Genomic DNA, 20,508 nt, shown 5'->3' with positions numbered 1-20,508 from the left:
TCGCCATGATCCGGCTCATGACCCGCAGGATCGCAAGGCTTTGTCAAAGCTCATGAATCGCTCGGACCGACTCTTAGTGGTTCGCCCGGTGTCCCGGCTCCGGAGCCGGGATCGGCATGATGAACGAGGGAACGTCATTCCCCAATCTCAGCACAGGCAGGTATGGTTCGGAGCTTGGCGAGCCGTCTTAGGTTCTGCGCAGTGGTCAATTGCAGCGCCGCCAAGCCACAAAGGGATGGGTTCTCCAGTGCCCGAAGGGTGCGCTCATGCGCAGCCGCTGGCCTTTGCGCGAGCGCCCGTGCAGGCGCGTCATCTTGGTGTTGACGTACGTCTCGTCCAGGAACACCAGCCGGTGCGGCGGGTCGCGCATGCGCGGCTGACGTTGGGCGTGCCAGACGCGGCGCTCATTTCGCACGTCGGCGCGCGCACTCGGCCGCCATCAGGTGTTTTTTATACGTGAAGCCGCGCCGACACAGGAAGCGCGAGAGTATTGCGGGGGCAGCCACCACCCCGTGCTCGTCCAGCAAGCGGGCTGCGAGTTCGGGCATGGTGATGGTAGGCCTTGCCTCGACGGTCTGGATCAGGAAAGCCTCATAGGGCACCAGCTTGCCGCGTCCCGGTGGACGGCCCTGACGGGCTGGCGCCCGCGAGCCGGTGTCCCGCGTGCGCCGCACCAGCTTGATGGCAAAGCTCTCGCTGAAGGCAAAGTTCCCTGCTGCCGCCCGGCAGGAATGGCCTGCCTCGACAAAGTTGGCGACGCGCACCCGAAGATCGAGAGAATAGCGGTGACCTATTATCCACCTCCCGCTCTAGAGACTGATGGGGTGGACGGGGCCCCTGACCCAACGGCATCGCGATGTGCCAGGATGGTGCTGTCAATGACCATCAAGGGAAAGGGGCCGTCCAAATGCAGATTACCACGATCGGCCTCGACATCGCCAAGAACGTTTTCCAGGTTCACGGGGTCAATGGGCAGGGGCAAGTGGTCCTGCGCCGCAAGGTGCGGCGCGATCAGCTTCTGCCGCTGTTCAGGAGGCTTGAGCCGTGCCTGATCGGCATCGAAGCCTGTGCGACGGCGCATCACTGGGCGCGACAGCTTCAGGCTCTCGGCCATCAGGTGCGACTGATGCCACCCGCTTATGTGAAGGCCTATGTCAAACGGAACAAGAATGACGCCGCTGATGCCGAGGCAATCTGCGAAGCGGTCACACGACCCACCATGCGGTTCGTACCAGTCAAATCACCGGACGCGCAAAGCGTGCTAATGTTGCACCGTGCTCGCCAGTTGTTGGTCCGCCAGCGGACGGCGCAGGTGAGCGCCTTGCGGGCCCATCTGGCGGAGTATGGGATCATCGCACCCAAGGGCCGCCCCCATGTTCAGCAGCTGGTCGACTTGCTCGACAAGGGCGCAGACGGGCTGCCGGAACTCGCCCGGCAGACGTTGCTGCTGATAGCCAACCTGATCTCAGGCTTGAGCCAGCAGATCCGGAAGATCGAGATTGAGCTGATGAAATGGCACCGGGTCAATGCCGTGTGCCAGCGTCTGGAGACGATCCCCGGCATCGGCTTCATCACCGCCACCGCCCTGGCCGCGACCGTCAACGACGCGCGTGCGTTTCGAGCGGGCCGACAGTTCTCGGCCTGGCTCGGGCTGGTGCCCAAGCAGCATTCCTCCGGCGGCAAGGAGCGGCTGGGTGCGATCTCGAAGATGGGTGACCGCTACCTGCGCCACCTCCTAGTCGTGGGGGCGACGGCTGTTCTGCGCTATACAAAGCGCCAAGCGACCACGGTCAGCCGTTGGGCGGACCGGCTGCGGGAGCGCAAGCCGGCGAGACTGGTCACCGTTGCGCTCGCCAACAAGATTGCGCGGGTTGCCTGGGCCGTGATGGTACGGGGTGAGACCTACCGCGCTACAGCGGCTGCTTAAGGCAGCGCGCTTAACCAGTTTGGGCAGGAGAGAACGAGCGTGTGATGCTGATCCGGTCAAGCCGGGGATTGGGACAACCTGGGTGATTCAGCGCGCCTTGCAGCGCGGTACAGTGATGAGGACCCGATCCACCGACATCATCATGGCCAGCGGCCTGTCGCGCCGCGCGAACAGGCCGAACACATGAATGAACCTGACCTCACCAGCAAATCGCGCTCAACTTTCCCCTTGCCCAACAGGGGCCGTCCACACATGAATCACAGGTCGCACCAGCCCGAAGGCCCAGGATCCGAATTTTCGGTCCGGTGCTCTGTCGAGTCAGACGGGAAATCAGCGCCGTGGCTCACCGTTCGCCGACGCTCGCCGTAACGGGGGGGGCACCAATGTGGGGCTTGGATCCTCTGGTGGAGCACTCCAGCCCATTGTCCAGAAAGCATTGCCTTGTGAGCCAGCCGGAGGTTTCTGCATCGGCGGGAGCTCTGCTAACATTGTTGATTGCAGCGGGCCGGACTGGCTCATTGAGGCAGGGTTGATCGAGCAGCTCACTTGACCTGAAGGCGCCGCAGATGACTGGGTGCAAGAATAGGAGCGTACAGCCGATGTCCGCTCCATCCCGTCGACAGACAAGCCAAGTCCGGCACAGGCTTGGCGCGCATCTCCGAAGGCGCTGGGGGGCCGAGCCGGGACCTGGGCAGGCCCCGAAACAGGGGACTCGCCACAGCTCAGGAGAAGTGCGGGTTCGGCGCGAGCGTGGGAGGATCAGCGCGATCGCATTCGACTGAAGTCTCTTGAGCAACGAAGCGCTACGCCGGCCTCGAGGCCGGCTCGGTCTGGCCATCCCCGCCAGCACCCACGGGTGGTCTCCCCCAACCCAATCGGCAATTCTGATCAGCGCGACCTCAAGCCGGAAACGCCGACGTGTCCGCCGCGTACCCGATCACGAGTGAAATGTCTTCCATGAGATCCTTGTCGAACAGATCCTTCAGGCGCCGCGCCTCCGCGGCGTTGCCGTTCCGCAGGCTGAGCTCCCAGACCCCAAACGGGGCAATGCCACCGCTCCCGGCTCCACCTCCGGTCAGCGGCGCCCAAGCGGCACCATTCCCTCTCCGCGTGTCGATCGTACGATCGATGCTCATTGCGGAAAGTCCTACGGTTTCGTTGTCCTCCTCGTCAATCAGCTTCAGGGAGGCCACCCTCACCTCTTCCTTCGCACCTCCACGGATGTCAAAGCTGAGACGCACGTGCTCGATGCGAATGCGGTCCAGGTTCGGGTCGAAATGCCTGCGATCGATGCGGAGCTGGACAACCATGCGCTCCGGCTCGGCAAGGAGCTCGGCATTGTGCAGGTCGTACCAAGCATCCGGGAAGTGGTTGCGAAGACTGAAACCGACCTCAGCCCTGAGGGTGGTGCCGAGGCGGCGGATCACTTGCTGCGCATAATCCGTGTCGGGAAGGGAGAGATACTCGTACGTGACGAGAACATCCATGCATGTAAGAAAATCGAGCCGGTTCGACGCTTTCAGCATCCGGAACTCCAGGGCACAGTCCACACCGTTCCCGGCGAACGGAGGCGACATCCCCGATTGGTCGCTCAACTCGAACGCGCCCGTACTGCCGATCGGGGCACTCAGGGCGACGATTTCCGGATCACGCCGGATCGTTACCGTTTGGAACACGTCCGGCCCGATCACGACGCGGGAGATGCCCGTGCTGGCCAGCGTTGCGTGAATGCCATCAATCGGCGGAACCAGTGCGATGACTGAGGTCCGGATGCCCTGGATCAGGCGCAGGTAGTGACCGGGAAAGTCGCGGTCGAACAGCTCGAGCGGGGTGTTGAACCTGATCACTCCGGTTTCCCGGAACTGCTGGAATTCAGCTGGCATCAGCTGCGCCAGCGAGACGGTTTTCGTAATCGGCAGCTTCCGCTTATTAGTTAGGAACGCGTACTGCTCGAGCTGATAGAGGTCGGCCAGGAGGCGCGCCGATCCCGTCAGGCCCATGAGATCGTCGCTGGTGTCGGGCGAGGTCGCAAGCGGATTGCTTCGGGGGGAGCTCCAATAGTCGTTCTGGATCGTGACGGGTGGCGTCTCCTGCCGTTCGAATGCGAGCTGGTTGAAATAGAGGTGCAGGACAGCAGTCGCCTGCTCCAGAATGGTGCGGCGAGGTTCAAGCATAATCTCGAACATCCTGTCCGATAGCTCGAAGACGCCCTGGTTGGCGATGAACTCCACGGTGTCTCGCGCCTGAGCGGCCTGGATTTCGACGATCGTCTTTTCCTGCTCGACGATTCTGACCTGATCCTGCGCTAGCAGCACCTGCTGGCGTCCAATCTGGGCATCCTGCGCTGCAATCGCACTCTGCAGCGTCCACTCATCGACCCGACGCGCGTGGGTTGCATCCAGTGAGGCCACGGAAATGTCGAGTTCGGCATTGGCCAGCGTCGCGTTGTGCAATGCGCCAGCGAAAGCCGCCGCAGCCACCGCGGTTGCGCCGAGCGCCGCAGCACCGGCATTCACGCTCGCCGTGGCAGCCGTGGTCACCGCTTGTGCGGTCTGGGCGGCCGCATTCGCTTGCGCGATGTGTCGCTTGGCTTTCGCGGCAGTATTGTATTTGTCAATCATGAGCCGCTCGTACTCGTTGAGCCCGCGGCTGATCCATTCCTGATAGGTCCTTCTCTGAATGTCGGCGCGCTGCTCCTGCAACTCGGCCAGTTTGACACTGTTGTTTGCCTGCGTGAGACGGAGGTTCTGCAGGCGGACGTGCGCCTGTGTCAGCGTCAGGTCTTGGCGCGCTTTGTGTAACGTGTAAGCGGCCTCATTGCGCTGCTGGAGGAGCACGCGGGACACAGCCTCGAGTTGCTCTGCCAGCTGGGCAAGTTCCTTGACACGTGCGGCGAGTACCGAGGAGCGGTAAAGTGAGGGCTGGAGCCTTCGTCTGCCTGGAACGGTGATCTGCCCGTTCGCGGCAACGGGCATTCCCGTCACCGCATCGGTCGCTGCCGCGTAGGCTGGCACCTCGCGTTGCATGCCAGCGATGTTGAGGCCGGACCGAAGCTTGTGAAGGTTCAACTCGGCGTGGGTGCGCAGGGTCGCGATGGTCGGGTTGGCGGGTATGCAAAACTGGAAAAGGGGAGGTTCGACTGGAGCGCCCATCAACTTGCTTCCTTGATCTGGTCCAGCCAGTCAGAGGCCTCAGCCACGGCAACGTCGGCCACCCTCCGCACCATGCGCTCGACGCCCGCATCGGCGAGCAGGCCGCTGTATCTCCTCGCCATCAGCCCTGAATGCTCGGCAAGGAGCGTGCCGGCGGTGGCTGGTGGCGGCAGGCCTTTGAGAGCCTTCTGCTGCACCGCCAGGGCCTCTGGTATGACGAGCGACCAATCTTGACCGCTCTGAATCAGCGTCTTGATGTCTTCCAAGACGATCCACGCGCCAGGAGCGCCGTTCAGTGGCCCCTGCGTGAATTCCTCGATGATCTCACCCAAGGCAGCGGCCACGGCTGGGGGTAGCGTCACTCCAGGCTGAATGACAAAAGTCCCCATCACGTTCGTGCACACCGCTGATTGCTGGTTCATCTCCGGGACGTCGCCCAGTTCCAAAACGGACGCGTACAGGAGCCGCGCTCGAGGCAGCGACTCCGGGCTGTCAGCCGTGAATTCGGCGTCGGCGAACTTGTTCATGCAGCGCATCAGCGAGGCGATGGCAAACCGGGTGTAGGCAAGACGCCGGGTCAGTGCGATCGAGTGAGGGTTCAGCGGATCGAGGAGCCAGTCCTCCGCATGCTGGTAGACTCCGGAGTCGGGAAGCCCTGCATCGATCGTCAATCCGTAGTCGATGTAGCGCTGGCCCTGCGGAGCCCTGTAGTCGTAGACGGTGCTGAACCAGTCCAGTGCCGTGACGTACTCGCCGGACGCCTCCGAGGCAAGCCCGAGCTGCTGAGGGACAAAGCGATAACCCTCCCTCAGGTATTGAAGGATCGAGGCGGAAACACCCTTGTTGCGCTCGTAAACCTTCTGAATGGAGATCCGCCGAGCCTGCAGGGCCTCGACGGAGCCGCCGCACGGAATGCTGGTGACCCCGTCCAGAAGCGGAATAACCTGGAACTTCCGTGTACCGGCGAGTTTTCCACCAACCGCTTGGCAATAATAAGCAAATGTGGGCTGATAATCTCCGGTTTTCTGCACCACGAAAAACTTCGGCGAGAACGATCCAGAGTGCGGAGCCAGTCGGTTGAACCTGGGGCTGGGGATGAACGCGGGCCCGAGGACATTGCCCTTCTGGATCTCGCGATAGATCGTCTGACCGTCCTCGTCATAAAACAGGAAAAATGCGTCCGACGAACCCGGCAGGACGCCCCGGAACACGGATGGAGGGTCACAGACGTGATGTGCGGTCTTGCTGGATTGGTCCCAGATGTACCGGGCACTCCCGCCCTGCCCAGCCCAGCGATAGAGCAGCTTATCGCTGCCGTCGATGCGGAGCGCCGCCTCCACCGCACCAACCTGCTGCGGCTGCAGGCTCATCGAACCACTGTCCCAGAACACGGGAGTGACCTGGAAGCTACTCCATCCCTTTGGGCCGCTTTCCCAGTCGTCGCCCGTCCTGGCGAGCGGCCGAATGTAGGCGTTGAAGGTCGTCAAGTGGGCGTGAACGGCCAAGCGTGGTGCTTCCGTGACCGAATTCGACTGCACCGGCAGAATGGTGAGGAACTCTGGTTGGTTCGGCTTCTCAAGGTTGGTTGAAGGATCGACATAGGTCGGCAGGTCGGCCAAGTCGACCACATCGGCTTCCCAGGCCCCTGCATCGAGATCGAAGCGGGCCCGCCTGAGTTTCTTTCCACTCGGGTGCTCAGCAAGCAGGAATAGATAAATGTGATGCTGTCCTTTGCTGCGATCGAGCCACGGCAGCGCACCGATGATCCTCTGCGCTTTCACGGCCGCAGCCTTTCCGCCGTCCGGAGCCAGCGGCACCTCGTCCCAGAATGACTGGGCAAAGCCGGAACGGTCCTGCGGGTCAGTGGCGCACCAGTAAACCCTCCCCTCCTTCGTCCGACCGAACATGTATAGGAGATTCCGTGTCAGCGGAGCCGCCGTCTTGCACGGCGGGCCTTTTGAGATCGTCGTCAAAACCTGGCAGCTGGCTTCCACGTCAAGCAAGGACACGTCGCGCAGGTAGGACGCGTAGGCCAGCGCCTGCTCGCATGTTTGCGACCGGCTCAGTCCCATGGGTGACCGGGTGTTCTTGACGAGTCTCTGAAAAGCGGGTGTCTGGCGGCTGAGAAGCGATGGCAACAACAAGTTGTCGCAGTAGACGTTCGCAAAGGTCGCCGAACGATATGCTTCGTACGAGCCAATCCACGGCCACTCCGTCTCAAAGTCCGGCGCCTCGAGCGTCATCCTGGTGACAGGGGTCTTCTCCCAATCAGTCCACACCCCGCCCCCGAAGCGGCGTCGCCACACGTTGACCCCCGTAGCGTCGCTTCGCAACGCGAATACGTCTAGCGTATCGGGAGCCGCCGAGTAGACGCTCGGGGTCCCTATCAGCACCGGGGCACCCGGGCCAAGGGCGGCATCAAGGTCGTCCCAGGGTTTCCATGCTGCGCCATCCCAGCTCTTTCGACGAAGATGGCCGAGGTAGTTTTGAAACAGCTCGAGGCGGCCAGATTGGGGAGACGCCGCCGCGGGGTCGCCCGCCAGCACGGAATCGAGCGTCTCCTCCTGCCATGCGCCACCGTCCCGCCAGCGATGGTGTGGTTTGAACAACGAAGGCGAAGGATGTGCCAGAAAGACGTCGACGCGCCCGCTCGCCCCGGACGTGGCAGCGGGTGAGCGCGACGAGACAACGCCGGTGGATTCCCAGGGCGTCCACGTGCCGTTGTCGAAGCGGCGCTGCATGACGTGGAGATCGCCCCTTCGCAAGGCGAACACGTCGAAGGCGTCAGGGCCGAGCCGAACCGCTGTCGGATTGCCGACCAGCGGCAGGTCGTCATGGACACGCCGCCACTCGCTCCACCCGTGCTCATACACGAGGTGCCACAGCACGTCGTCCCCGCCTCGCACGACGACGTCGAGCCGCGCGCCGCTCCCGGCCAGGACCACCGGATTGGACGGCCGGGACAGGAGGCCGGATCCGGGGAGGAGCCCGAGTGATTGCCAATCCCGCCACTGGCCGTCCCAACCGCGGCGCCAGAGCACATCGTCCGCCCCCCGTGCGATCAAGTCGATCCGTCCGACGCCCCCGCCCACAGCGCTGATGGCTTCCAATGGCGCATGGGCCGGCACGACATCCTGCGCCAGCTGGCCGGTCCGCAGGCCGAATAGGAGTTCCTGCAGCGTCTCGATTGCCCTTGCCGTCCGTGTCGTTTCGATCCTTCCAGACATCTCATAATCGCACAACAGGTGTTTGGTCAGCCACTTCACCCGCTCCGACCGGGACAGGTGCCCGATGTCTGCGGCGTCGACGAGAGCGTTGCGCAAGACCGGGAGCGTCGTCTCCTCGACGGTGGCAACTGCGCCTCCAAGTGCGGACGCGACCGTTTCCTCTTGGGTGATGCGCGCTTGGAGCACATCGGTCCACGCTCGACGCGCGTCACGGGTCGAAAGCCAGAACGGCACGTCGAGGCTGCGCGCCGGTTCGGGCGCTTCAGCCATGTCGGCCAGTGAGAATGACCTCGGCGATAAGGTGAGCTTCTTGGCCTGCTCAGCGGTGCGCCATGCGGGGAACTCCAGTGTTTTGCGCGCAAGCAGGAGTGTGTCGTAGAGGATATTCCATTCGGCATCGACGATGGGGGAGCCACTTCGCGCCAGCCTCAGCAACGGCATCATAAAGGCAAACGCTCCCGGCGTGAGCCCCATCGCCAGCAACCGCGGCTCGATCCGCTCGCCGTTGTTCTCCCTGGCCTGGAGTTGGTCGAGACCGGCGACCGTCACTGCCGTCGTGGGTTGGCTGAGGGCCTGCGCCACGATGGCCTCGAAGCCAGCCAGCGGAGTTGCTCCGGCCTCCCGGGTTGCCTTCAGGGCGTCACGCTGTGTGGCGAGCCAGTTGAACCGATCCAGCCACAAATCGAAGGCGGGATCGCCCGCGCGTGGGAACTTCAGGTCGGGCAAGCCGATCACCTGCGGGTCGACGAGGGGGGGAAGGCGCTTGCCAGCGGCCGCAGAGGGATCCGGCCAATCTTCCACCATCCATCTGGCCTGCAGATGACGGAGCCGCCATCGTTGCACCGACGCCACGACCGCCAGCGATACCCCTGCATCATCAGCCGTGTAGTCGATCTCAACGACGCCCGACAGCCTGCTGCCGGCTTCCTGAACCAGCCGGATTGGTCCGCTTGTGGTCGCGCGTTCGCCGCTCGCCACGAGGCGGGTGCGGCCAGAATCACTGAACGCGCGCACCGCATAGCCGTCCGACGCGAACTTGATCAGGTCGAGGTAGATCAAACCCGTCTCGTCGGTATTGCGGCCTAGGACAACGCCGTCGAAGTTCCACCGTGTGAACTGCTCTTGTGTATCCCCGAGCTTGACCCCCTCCGAGAGCGGATCGCGCTGGGTGTCCGCGAGACCGAAGACGCGCTCCAAGTTTGCTTCGGTGAGGGATCGCTTGTGGGATGCAGCCAATGTCGGATCCAGCAGCAGAAGGTCGAGTTCGTCTTCGCGCGGTCCAACGGTGCTTGGCGTCAGGATGAGGCCCAACCGATCCGCCACGGCGTGGCGCTCGTTGTCGCTTGCGGACCGAGCGCGCCGCACCTCCTCATAGGTGGTGCCCAGTTGTGTCAGCAGGCGCATGTATGCGGCCATGCGATAATCCGCTTCGGCGGCCGTGAGAGCAGCCTCGCGAAACGCGTCGGACAACGGGCGCGGGCCGAGCTCACGCCGCAGGATTTCCACCGCCAGGCGGACCTGCCGCACCCGCCGCTCAGAAGCGTCACAGTCCAGCGGCAGGGAGGCAAACGGCTGTCCGAAGCGGCTTTCCAGAAAGGCCAGGTCGATTGGCGCGCCGTCATTGCGCACGTGGTCGAGCACGTACTTGGCGAGTACCGCTAGGTAGGCGCGGGGACTAAGAGCGGTATCGCAGTCCTGGCAGCCACAGAGTGGCCCAAGCAGCTCAGCCATTGCTGCCCTCCGGAGGAAATGGAGCAGTGTACTCGTCGGCCAAAAGACCAACCGACGGTTTCAGTCCTTTGCTGAAATCGATCGCGATGTCGGCAAAGATCTGTCGCAACACATCGGTCTGTGCCTGCGCTGCCACATGCAGTTCCGCAGCGCGCCGCTCGCCAATTGCTCCCCGGTTCTGCCTCAGGATCCGTATGAATTCGGTCCGCGGCTTGTCGGCGATCGCCGCCACGCTGTTGAACCTGCAATTGAGCAACGCCGTCATCTCCTTTGGATCGTCGGACAGGCGCTCGAGATCGGCCAAGGCATCGAGACGCTCCGATACAGCCGGGTCCATACTGCGAAGGTTAGCGATCCGTGCCAGGCCGCCCCGTCTTCGAATATCGGCCAAAGTGCGGATGCCGTGCTTAGCCGCGAGATCGTCCAACAGCTCAGTTGGCAGGTCGGCGAATCCGCCGTCGCGAAGCTGGCTCAAAAGGCCCTCCCGCCCAGGGAACGGGATCGGGACAGTGGTCACGGTCTGCGAAGCCGGCACCTGTGGATCTGCCGGGATGCCTATTGTCGTTTCGGCAGGCTCGTTCAATCCCGGCCCCGTCACGCTGAACCGCAGCTTGCGCTCGGCCTGGGATGCTGCTTCAGGCGCGTACCACGTGACTTCAAACTCCCCCAGCGCATCCGTGACATCGGTGCCGAGGTCGCGATCCGCAGCGTCGACGTCGAAGGTGGTCACCGCGTAGCCCGCCAGCGGACTTCGGCCGGACGCACGTTCCAGGCGCAGGCGCGCGTTCACCGAGACGAGCGCCCGCCGCCGGATGGCCCCCGCGATGGCCGCGGCGCGTTCGCGCAGCTCTCCTGGGATGATCCGGCCCTCGACAGCGCGGACGAGGGCGAGGACGAGCGTGTCGTCGTCCGTTGCTGCGAGCCGGTCGAGAAGCTCCGAGATCTGTTCTGCGCGTCGCGCCGGGTCGTCGTAATCTCGCAGCGCACCCCACAGCTCAGGCAAATTGCCGTGCGCCCAGCCGTAGAAAGCCGGAATGGGCAGACCTGCTTCTTCTCCCGCTGCGGCGCACCAGCGGAGCCACCCCAGGCGCCGGTGGAGATTGTCCTGTGGCCGCAGCCCCAGTTCGTTTGCGAGGAAGATCGTGTCGTCGTCCGTCAGTTCGGCTAGGCGCAGATCCACAATCACTGGAGCGACCAGGGCCAGCAGCCGCTCGAATTCCGATTTCTCCCTTTCCTCACCGAGGTCGACGGAGATAGTGACTTGCATCCGCGCGGCAGCATTGAAGATAATGTCGCCGGCGCGAAAATCCTGGTCGAGGGCCCGAATATTGCGGATTTTCATCTCCCGGCCGGTGGGATCGAACACACGAAAGCTCAGATCAGCGTTCACCTGCCCGACGCCGTGCAGCCGCGCAACGGCATCGCCAGTGGCGAACCGATCGGGCCAATACTCGATCGCAAAACGCCCCTCCGAGGGACCATCCGCCTCGACGGTAGCGGCGCCGAGCATCTTCGGCGCGAGCCCCGCTTGCCGCTCGCGGCTCGGCAGGTCGCGTTCGAATACTTGGACTTGCATACCTCGAAGATTGGTATCGGGGGGGGACGTCAGCGTCCCGGAAACGACGAATGGTTCGGCCATGTCTCACCGCCGTGTCGGACGTTTCATTGTTTTCAGCACAACCGGGCGGACGAATCGCTGTCTTGCGAACAACGAAGCCATTGCGTCCGAAATCGGGCTGCGCCAGAGCGCCGGTCCTATCGCCGGCGCGATCGACGTATCCCTTTGCTCAGTGCTCGACACTCACCCGTCGAGCGCTGGCCGCACACGATTTACACGCTCGACCGAATAGTGGCTCCGGCCCAGCCAGCAAGCACCCTGGATACTTGACGAAATCTTGCAGGTCAGTACTTCAGATGATCCTGCAACCATAACATACTACGTCTCTAATTGCTGTGCTAGAATAAAGTCATGATTTTCCCGAAAGTCTCGCACCCGAAACAACTGGATGGCGGAGCAAACTGACGATCACCTCAGGGCACCCGATCAGGCAGCCGCCCTCGCGGCGGACCCGACGGTGCAGATCGGCGCAGGATCCGCGTAACGCGCTCCCCATCGCCCGTTTGACGCATGACTTGCACTGCTCCCCGGTTTGGGCTCCGGCGCATGGCCTGGCAAGTCGGCGAGCGCGTGATCCCGCGAGCGTGCCCCGGCAAAGACGGTTGCGGCCCGTGAGTGATCAGCGTTGAGTCGCTCCCAGAGCGCCAGCCGGGGCGTGCCGACGATCCGACGGGCGGCAGGCCTCCTCATCCTTCAGGTCCAGCCACTTGCCATGGAGGGCTGCTCCCGAGCCACTCCTCAGCGTCCGTCGGGCCAAAGCCATGATGCATAGGGCACATGGCGGTTGCTTTGACCCCACACGGTCGGTTCACAATCCTGCGAAAGCGATATATTTGAGCTTGAGGCATCCCTCGAGGCGATATTTAGAGCCCTCTCGGCCCAGACCCCGCTGCTCCACACCCCCAAACGGCGCCATCTCGTCGAGCAAAGCCGGCGTGTTCACCCCCACTATACCGCTCTCCAGCGCCTCCGCTCCCTGCTACACGCGTGCCATATCCTGGGCATGGAACTAGGACACCAGCCCATATCCCATGCATTGGTCATCGCGATCACCTCCGTCCCGTCCCGGTGTGTGATGATCGGCGCAAACGTCTCATCCCTCGTCACTATGCGTGATAAAGTACACACAGGATAGGAATATATACTTTACACATAGGTTTTCACATGATATAATGTGTATGCCGACTGGCATGAGCCACAAACTGCTGCTCGGCAAATCAGCTCAACCACTCGGATGAAACATTATGTCGAAATTGCCACGCATCGTGTCGGCAAGCGTACTTGGCCGACCAGCTGAACTCGTCCGTGATAACCAGTACCGTGCTATATGGCTCAAAGCGATGGCTCAAGCCATGGCTTTGCGTTCAAAGTGGGGGTCGGTCGATGCCCTCCTCCTCCCCGGCGGCTACTTTCGCCTTGAGCAATCAATAGGATTCTTAAACGCTGAGGAGCGGGATCACGTTCTGACCACCAGCTTTATCGGTCAGGTCTGCAACCAAGTCTCCAGGTCTCTAAACCGGGCATTTCCTGGGATAGCACTTGTCGTTGGCATTGACTGCGAACCGCCGAGTGACCAGTTTCGGGGAGACCAGCTCACTGTTGCATGGCGAGCAGGTAAGCCCACTGGCATCGGCCTGAAGGTCTTCCCAAGCGAGGCTGACACTGATGGCAAGAAGACGGCGCCCATGCGGTGCTATGCAATGGACTACGACAATCCAGCCCGCATTATTACTCTAAAGAGCGGCAACAAAGCACTGCTGTGTAGCTGCTATGATGCCTTTGGCGTTCGCGCTAAAGCGGGAGGATCCACCGACATTCTACGAGCCATTCGCTACCTCACTGACGCTGATGGATGCCCAGTCGACCCACCATCGCACAGGCAGCGTCGAACATTTTTGCGGCGCTGGTCCACCTTCATAGATGCAAGCAACGTGAATGTCGCGTTGACTGCCATTCACAACTTTGAGCAGCCTGGCCGCGATCTCTACTGGCAGCGGCACGGCATCGCCTCCGCCTCCGCAGCCCTTGGAGGCGGTTTAGTAGTCGGCGCAGCCCACTACATGGAAGCGTTGCCTACCGATCCTGGCAGGAGCCCCCTCGCCGCTTGCGCAGTTCCCCGGTCTCACATCCGCGCAGGATTGGCCCGACAAGCGCACATGCTACGGCCTGTCGCCGCTGTCTCACTTACCGGCACTCTAGGTCCCAGCCCTAAGGCACTGCTGCGGCTCTTCGAAGGTAATGACAGCGTGGAAGCTTCCCATGACGCCACTGAGCTACTTCACGAGACGGTGGTGAACCGGGTGTTCAATGGACGAGGCCACCCGCTGCCGAAGTCCAGGGGCCGCATCAAGGCCGGTGACCTCGTTCTTGCCATTGATGATGACGAAATTGGCTGGTTTGAAGCCTTAGTAGTAGACGTCACCGACCGAACGTATATTCTTCGCTGGCGCGACTACCCTGAAGACGCCGAGTTTGCCCGCAGGATGGAGCAGGTTGCGCTTATGTACGATCCTATTCGCTACTAGCTTACACTCAACAGCCCGGTACCATTTGCCCAGCAGTACTGGCGCTGTCTCACGGCACACGAGTGGGCCTAGTATCATTTGACATGAGCCAGAAATCCCAAAAATCGCACTGGCAGCGCCACTACTGACCCATGAGCAGGCTAATACGGCCAAACTTCCTTTTGTTTGGCCGTATTAGCAAACTGAAGCCAAAAAGGACCTTTCTGAATCACATGCGCCGAACGCTTGTGTACTTCGAAAAATGCACGATATCGACGCCAGTGTGATGCTCAAAAGCCATACCTCAGGGAGGATCACTTTTCAGGTGGCAGACCAGCATAACTTACCTAGATCCATATATTATCTTCGGTGGGCCTAAGGTGTGCTATCCAGCGGGCCGACACCAGCCTCCTGAACTCGTCATGATCGTCAAAGCATCTTCCACATAGGAGGTGATCGCCTGCCTGTTCTGGCCATCACTGCAGTATGCTTAAATGCCCCAATCCGGGAGAGCGACCTTGAGCCCAAATTTACGCTCAAACTTTCTTGTGCTTATGAACTGGGCTGATCCATCATCAGGGGTTTCTTGAAAATACCCGCGGACTGGCGGGCGTTTTGGCCCAAAACAATCCAGGACGGACGGGCGTGTTGCCTCAAGCTCGAGCCCCAGTACGCACAACCAGTTGGCATGCCTTACGCTGACCACGTCATAATAAAAAGTCTCTTCGTAGATGAGGATGGCACAGTCAACGAAGCGTGTTCTGCATTCGACCTGTTGTTTGCCTTCGCACAACTGTTTGAACAGCGTTTGCAATCCTCCGCCGCCCCCGCCGAAGTGCTTGTCGATAAACATCTTATCTAAACCGGTTCTCGCTGCTACGATAAGAAATTCAGCGAAGTCGGCGACGGGCTTTGGATACAGGCGAGTGGGTCCCGTGTTCTGCATATACCATGTCAACCACTCGTAGAAGTCTTTCTGTTTTCTGATTGCTTTCATGGTGCTCTCCATTTTAGAACTTATGAAGGGAATGGTGATGCAGCTTGGCAGATGCTGCATCACATGGCGGCTCGGCACTCAATCGGACCCGGCTCGACGACCGCCACTCGGCAAGGTAACTTCCCACAGAAAGTGACTCAGGTGCGTGCTCATACGGCAGCAGTTTGGGACGGTCATCTGGTCGGAGTTGCACTGCCAACAATACTTTACACAAACGGGATTGGCTGCCGGCGTCCCTTGAATAGAAGCTAGAAGCGCCCGATTAGCCGTTCATGACCTATTTTAATCAGGCGGTACCAGCCCTTAGTTCAACCATCTTACAGCGACGCGGCGTTGGCCCCGCTTCAGTCGTCAAAATAATACGGATCGGGTTCCGGTTCTTCTAAGGGCCTGGACCGGAGCCTGTGATCGGGAAATTCTACCGACCAATCGGATTCACGCTCCGGCAGCCGATAGCTGCAGTCTTTCGCTGCTCGAAGCGCGTAGAGCTTTATCTTCCGTCCAATACCCGAAGCGATGCACAAGTCGGGCTTTGTGACATTGCGAAACAAGCGTAGAAGATGCTGACGCTGGCCGCTGTAGAGATGCTCATTGTAGCGGTTGTAGCGTTCCTCGAAATCCAGCTGCGCACGGTACCAATGGTTGCCGAGGCGCGGATCCCGGCTGGCGTACTTGAGCCAACCTTCAGGGTCATACATCTGCTTTGTTCTAAGCGCCGGTGCTTTGTAGTGGCCGCCAGCAAAATACCGCTTGGCCCTTCGCAGCTTTCGTCGGTCAAGCCAGACGATACCGTGCAGATGAAGGCAGAAGCGTCGCTGATTTCTATGGACTCGTGCTTGTCGCTCAACCGAAACGTCAATCATGAACAAGTATGATGCGTTGCGGAAGGCGGCCTGAAGCTGCTTGCGCATTTGTTGGATGATACACTTTAGATCCCTTGGTTCACAATAGGTGAAGTCGTTGATCAAGAGGTCCCAGCCGTTATCAAGGATCGTGACGGCGAAGTGCGGATCATCATCCTGATATTGCTCATAGCCTGATTTGAGGAGAGATGCCCAGATTTCACCTGCCCACGGGTTCAGCGCGTGAAGATACTTTCGTTCACGGTACCCAAGACCATCAAGCCATCTTTCTTCAACGCGACGGCGCTCTCGCTCAGACACATCACACCGACGCTTGGTCATGAAGCGAGCAGCACGTTCAAGCTTTTCGAGCTGCTCATGATTGGATGGTATAGCAACCGGCTTACGTTTACGCGGAATCCCAGTATTTGTTCTGCTATCCAAATTTGAGCAGCGCTTGCTAGCTGATCCTCTTACTGTTTTCAGCCTATGCAGTTTCCTAGCACTATCGGCTACATGCACGTTTCGGTCCATCATTTGATCGGTTCCTATGGCTTTTCCAACGAAGCTCACCATATTCGGCAAGCACGCATACACTTTACACTTTGGGCGATGATCGAATTTACTCGTTGAGTGAGCTCGTAAGCTGCTAAATCGATGTGAAATCGTATTAATGCTATTAACATAGTGTGCAGTTCGACGTGTCTCGAATGCTGTGAAGGATCAAGGCGAACACGAAGTGAGCGGGTTTTAAATCGGTTCGGACGCACTAGCGCATGCGCAAACTCATCCACTCAGCGACTGTCGCGATGGACCGCACGTGTGGTAGGCCGGATGTGCTGCAACAAGATGATCGAAGCGGCCGACCGTTTTTGCCCAGCGGTTGCGCAACCGCCGGGCAAGTTATTCCTTATCGCCGCAATGCTGGGCTAGGTTTTGTGACCCGGTAAAGTTTGGCGCTTGCGACGTTGAACCTAACGCGATCCTCCGACCCGCCCTGATGGAGAACGAGCAAGAAGGTGCTCCCACAGCGGTAAGTGCTTAGGACGTCCCATTGCTTTGCCGTGAGTTCCAGAAGCAGAGTGCGGGGTTGCGGTTCGGCAGATCTTTGCGCGCTCTCCGGATGCGACGCACGTCTGCCCAGCACTTTGGCCCCGAGAAGGGAGGCGTGCTCGTCCTCGCGGCGGGTTGTCTCCATGGATGTCGCAGGTTCGTATCCCTCCCGGGAACAAGCCGCATTGGCCGCGAAGGGATGGCGCACCGTCTCCGCATGGTCGCGGACGCGGAGCGAAGCAGCCACCTTGCTCACCCGCTTCCGGTCGTTTTCATCCACTGCCTGGAACACGTACGCGAGGACCCATCGGAATGGGTCGGCCCGGTGCTCGGGCCTTGGCTTGTGACCCCGGCGACCTTGCCAGAAGGGATCCGCGATCAGCCAGGCCCAGGCTTCGGGATTGTCGCGCAACTGCAGTCCGATCTGGAATGCCTGATCGCGGATCTCGTTCAACTCGGAGCGATACCCAGCGCAAGCAAGCTGATACCGGTTTCGGCACGATTGAAGCCTCTCCATCAGCGGAGTGACCGCATGCGCCGAGGGCGCAGGCGGAGCATGAGCGATGGACAGAGATTTCTCCTTAAGGGAATATTGCGTGCTCATGGCGCACCCCGCTCAATGAGGACGCGGATGTCTTCGATCCGCCATGCAGTGGTGCGCGGACCTAGTTTGACAGGCTTTGGGAATCGTCCGGTCTTTATGCCCGCCCACCAGGAGCTTTTGCTGACTGGCACAAGCCCATTAGGGCCGACGATGCGGTCGAGGCGGACGAGGCCTGTCTCAGGGATGCAGTTGGCTTTTGACACTGTTTCTTCTCCGTCTTTGATGTGACGGAGATGTTGTAGTTACTTATTGCGGGCAGGTGGGGGAAGGCACCTCCCGGAAACGGCACATCCCGATTTGCCCGATCAGCTTCCCGTTTTCAGATGCTCTTTGACCTTCGGATCCAGCGTTTTGGAGGCCATACTGAGACACTTCCGAATTGTTTTTTCATCAATCTCTAGGCCGAGCAGTTCGAGGCTGGTCTTTATTTTCTCCAACGCCTTGTTGTATTTAACATCGGGAACATACTTATAACCTCCGACTGCCAAACCAATGATGAGCTTGAGCAGGCTTTCACGCCCGTCGTCGCGCAGCTTCTCCCTCCGCAGATCCTGTGCAAGCCGCTTGTTCTCGTCAGTCAGCACCGCAATCTGAGCGCCGAGAGCGTTAGCGTCCAGACTTGCGCGATAATGTGCGGGGCTACCTTGGATCGCCGCCTCCAGGTCTGTCGGGAATGGGTGGTTACGGCCCCTTGCCCAGTGCATCAGTTCCGATGGCGTCATCATCTCCGCGAGCGCCCTAACCTGCTGGGCCCGCTCAATCAGGTCTTTGTATTTGTTGAGCTCCTTCTTGAAGCGGTTAGAGCGAAAGGCCGCTTGGCGCTTAGCAACGGTAACCGGATCGCGCCCAAGCATCAGCGCTGCTGCCTCGTCAGCGTTCCAGCGGTCAAGCCGCGTCCAGTGGTTGAAATCAGGTCTTGCGTCGGCATCTTCGCAATTGAGAAACCGCTCATGCTCCTCAACAGATCTGCGCGTTTCGACATCTACTTTCTTTAACTCCTCTTGATAGAAGAGCTCCAAGACGTATTTCGGCAGCGCCTCTAAGCCCATGAGGTAGAGGTCGATCTTTTCAATCTCCTTTGAGAGCGTAGACCTTTCACGCCCACGTGCCTGGTTGTATTCGTTCTTGATTTTCGCCCAATCAGGATACTTCTGGGAAAGCAGAAACTTCATCTCGGGACTATGAACTCGCAGCATCTGCCTCTTTTTCCTCTACGATATAGGTAGCCCAGGCGTTCATCATTCCACGGCGTTTGGCCATGAGATCGCCACGCCGGTAGGCAGCCTCGACCTTGTTCTCGATGGTGTGAGCCAGTGCCATCTCCGCAACCTCGCGCGGGAAGCTCGTCGTTTCTGCCGCCCAATCTCGGAAGGATGACCGGAAGCCATGCGCTGTCACGTTCAGGTTCATCCGGCGCAGCATCATAAGAAATGCCATATTGGACAGTGGCCTTTCCGCAGTCCGGCCCGGAAAGGCATAGCCGCTGCCAGTTCCAATTACTTTGACTCGCTTCAGAATGTCCAGGCAGCGATCACTTAGCGGGACACGATGAATGCGCTTGGCCTTCATCCGTTCGGCAGGGACTGTCCACAGCGCTTGATCAAGGTCGAATTCACCCCACCGGGCCTGCAGCACTTCGCTAGTTCGGGAGGCGGTCAGGATCAGGAACTCAAGGGCCAGCCGTGTGGTCTCACCAGCATCGGAGGCTCGAAGGTTCTTGATGAAGGCTGGGACCTGCCCGTAGGACATGGCCTCGTGGTGACTGTCGCGGCCATTCTGCTTCGGCAATCCCTTCTCGACACCCTCGACCGGATTTTCACCTGATCGGAAACCGGCTGCCTTGGCCCAGTCCAACACAGCTTTGATGCGCTGGCGCACTCGCCGCGCCGTTTCCGGCTTGGTAAGCCAGATAGGGCCAAGAGCCTTCAGGACGTCAGGCGTTTGGACCTGATCGACCGGGGTCTCGCCAAAGTGGGGAAAGACGTATTCCTTGAGGGTATTGATCCACTGATCTACGTGCTTCTTGTTCTTCCAACTCGCCTTGTGCTCGGCGTGGACCTGCTCGGCAGCTTTGGTGAAGGTCGGGATTTCACGCTTTTTCTTCCGCTTCTCGGCCAAAGGATCACCGCCATCCCGGGCGAGCTTCCGGCAGGATAGCGCCTTCTCACGAGCCTCGCTGAGCGAGACGAGGGACGTCCCTCCCAGTCCTATGTCCCGCCGCTTGCCGTGGACAACCACCCGCAAGAGCCATCGCTTAGCCCCCGAAGGATCGACAACAAGGTAGAGGCCATTACCATCGGCATAGCGCCCCGGCTTGTTGAGGTTGCGCACCTGCATGGCCGTAAGCGCCTTCTCGGGATGCTTGCCCCTCCCCTTCATGCCCTGTCCGCCTAACTTAAATGCCCCACATTTTAGCCCACACTATAAAGTGGATCTAGCGGCATTTCAACAGACCGGCTTGGACAACTGAAACTCCTGAATCCCTTGCTTTGCTTAGGTTTTTGGATGATTTCGGACGTGCTTGGATACAGCCAAGGCGGACCCCCTCTCCGCCATAACTCTCTGGTAAATCTCTGGAATGCCTCAAGAAATCTTCGAAGCATCAGATTTGGCCCTAACACTGGCCCCAACATCGAAGCACAGCTCCGCTTCTCTGCGTGTAATACGAATTGTCAGGCGAATAGTCCGCTAACCGCGCCTTTGCAGACATTCGAGTTACTTCCGCTTCGTGCCGATTTCGTTGAAAAAGTCCTCGTGATTAGCGGCGGATCGTGATTCCCTGATCGGGCATTCTCAGCAGGAGGACCGGGGCATGATGGGCGAGCGTCTCGTGATGCAGGAGAGCCTGTTTTA

The 20,508-nt window shown here is 60.2% G+C and carries 14 protein-coding genes; 2 read left to right on the top strand and 12 right to left on the bottom strand.

The window, feature by feature from the left end:
• Positions 1 to 205: 205 nt before the first annotated feature.
• On the bottom strand, positions 206 to 415 hold the full coding sequence (locus JKG68_RS25310; RefSeq protein WP_202064271.1) for a hypothetical protein: 210 nt from the start codon (positions 413 to 415) through the stop codon (positions 206 to 208).
• Complete coding sequence (locus JKG68_RS25305; protein WP_202064270.1) at positions 405 to 764, bottom strand: transposase; 360 nt, start codon at positions 762 to 764, stop codon at positions 405 to 407. The genes JKG68_RS25310 and JKG68_RS25305 overlap by 11 nt, the downstream gene beginning before the upstream one ends.
• 143 nt (positions 765 to 907) lie before the next feature.
• Between JKG68_RS25305 and JKG68_RS25300 the strand changes: the two genes are divergently transcribed.
• Complete coding sequence (locus tag JKG68_RS25300) at positions 908 to 1,927, top strand: IS110 family RNA-guided transposase (RefSeq protein ID WP_202064269.1); 1,020 nt, start codon at positions 908 to 910, stop codon at positions 1,925 to 1,927.
• A gap of 899 nt (positions 1,928 to 2,826) precedes the next feature.
• Here JKG68_RS25300 and JKG68_RS25295 read toward each other — a convergent pair.
• From JKG68_RS25295 to JKG68_RS33790, 4 genes are all read right to left on the bottom strand, one after another.
• The gene (locus tag JKG68_RS25295) at positions 2,827 to 5,079 is read right to left on the bottom strand and encodes a Tc toxin subunit A-related protein (protein ID WP_202064265.1); all 2,253 of its coding nucleotides are present in this window, start codon (positions 5,077 to 5,079) and stop codon (positions 2,827 to 2,829) included.
• On the bottom strand, positions 5,079 to 10,037 hold the full coding sequence (locus tag JKG68_RS25290; protein ID WP_202064263.1) for a DUF8189 domain-containing protein: 4,959 nt from the start codon (positions 10,035 to 10,037) through the stop codon (positions 5,079 to 5,081). Before JKG68_RS25290 ends, JKG68_RS25295 begins: the two co-directional genes overlap by 1 nt.
• Entirely contained in the window at positions 10,030 to 11,676 is a 1,647-nt protein-coding gene (locus JKG68_RS25285) for a hypothetical protein (RefSeq protein ID WP_202064261.1), read from the bottom strand. Before JKG68_RS25285 ends, JKG68_RS25290 begins: the two co-directional genes overlap by 8 nt.
• 787 nt (positions 11,677 to 12,463) lie before the next feature.
• Entirely contained in the window at positions 12,464 to 12,571 is a 108-nt protein-coding gene (locus tag JKG68_RS33790; RefSeq protein ID WP_246515845.1) for a hypothetical protein, read from the bottom strand.
• Positions 12,572 to 12,899: 328 nt separating this feature from the next.
• Here JKG68_RS33790 and JKG68_RS25275 point away from each other — a divergent pair, with 328 nt between their 5' ends.
• A complete protein-coding gene (locus JKG68_RS25275) occupies positions 12,900 to 14,180 on the top strand; it encodes a hypothetical protein (RefSeq protein ID WP_202064259.1) in 1,281 nt (426 codons plus the stop codon).
• A gap of 469 nt (positions 14,181 to 14,649) precedes the next feature.
• Here JKG68_RS25275 and JKG68_RS25270 read toward each other — a convergent pair whose 3' ends face one another.
• The 6 genes from JKG68_RS25270 to JKG68_RS25245 form a co-directional block, all read right to left on the bottom strand.
• On the bottom strand, positions 14,650 to 15,156 hold the full coding sequence (locus JKG68_RS25270; RefSeq protein ID WP_202064258.1) for a hypothetical protein: 507 nt from the start codon (positions 15,154 to 15,156) through the stop codon (positions 14,650 to 14,652).
• A 344-nt stretch (positions 15,157 to 15,500) separates the two neighbouring features.
• Positions 15,501 to 16,535, bottom strand: a complete 1,035-nt coding sequence (locus JKG68_RS25265; protein WP_202064257.1) for a hypothetical protein — start codon at positions 16,533 to 16,535, stop codon at positions 15,501 to 15,503.
• Positions 16,536 to 16,908: 373 nt separating this feature from the next.
• Positions 16,909 to 17,655 carry a hypothetical protein gene (locus JKG68_RS25260; RefSeq protein WP_202064256.1) on the bottom strand — a complete coding sequence of 249 codons (747 nt, stop codon included), beginning with the start codon at positions 17,653 to 17,655 and terminating at the stop codon, positions 16,909 to 16,911.
• A complete protein-coding gene (locus JKG68_RS33785; protein WP_312890962.1) occupies positions 17,652 to 17,786 on the bottom strand; it encodes a helix-turn-helix transcriptional regulator in 135 nt (44 codons plus the stop codon). The genes JKG68_RS25260 and JKG68_RS33785 overlap by 4 nt, the downstream gene beginning before the upstream one ends.
• Before the next feature lie 174 nt (positions 17,787 to 17,960).
• Positions 17,961 to 18,827 carry a hypothetical protein gene (locus JKG68_RS25250; protein WP_202064247.1) on the bottom strand — a complete coding sequence of 289 codons (867 nt, stop codon included), beginning with the start codon at positions 18,825 to 18,827 and terminating at the stop codon, positions 17,961 to 17,963.
• Between the two features lie 7 nt (positions 18,828 to 18,834).
• A complete protein-coding gene (locus JKG68_RS25245) occupies positions 18,835 to 20,034 on the bottom strand; it encodes a tyrosine-type recombinase/integrase (RefSeq protein ID WP_246515844.1) in 1,200 nt (399 codons plus the stop codon).
• Positions 20,035 to 20,508 lie beyond the last annotated feature (474 nt).

The organism is Microvirga aerilata (assembly GCF_016743775.1).
Classification (GTDB): Bacteria; Pseudomonadota; Alphaproteobacteria; order Rhizobiales; family Beijerinckiaceae; genus Microvirga; species Microvirga aerilata.
This window is presented reverse-complemented; position numbering and strand designations above follow the sequence as displayed.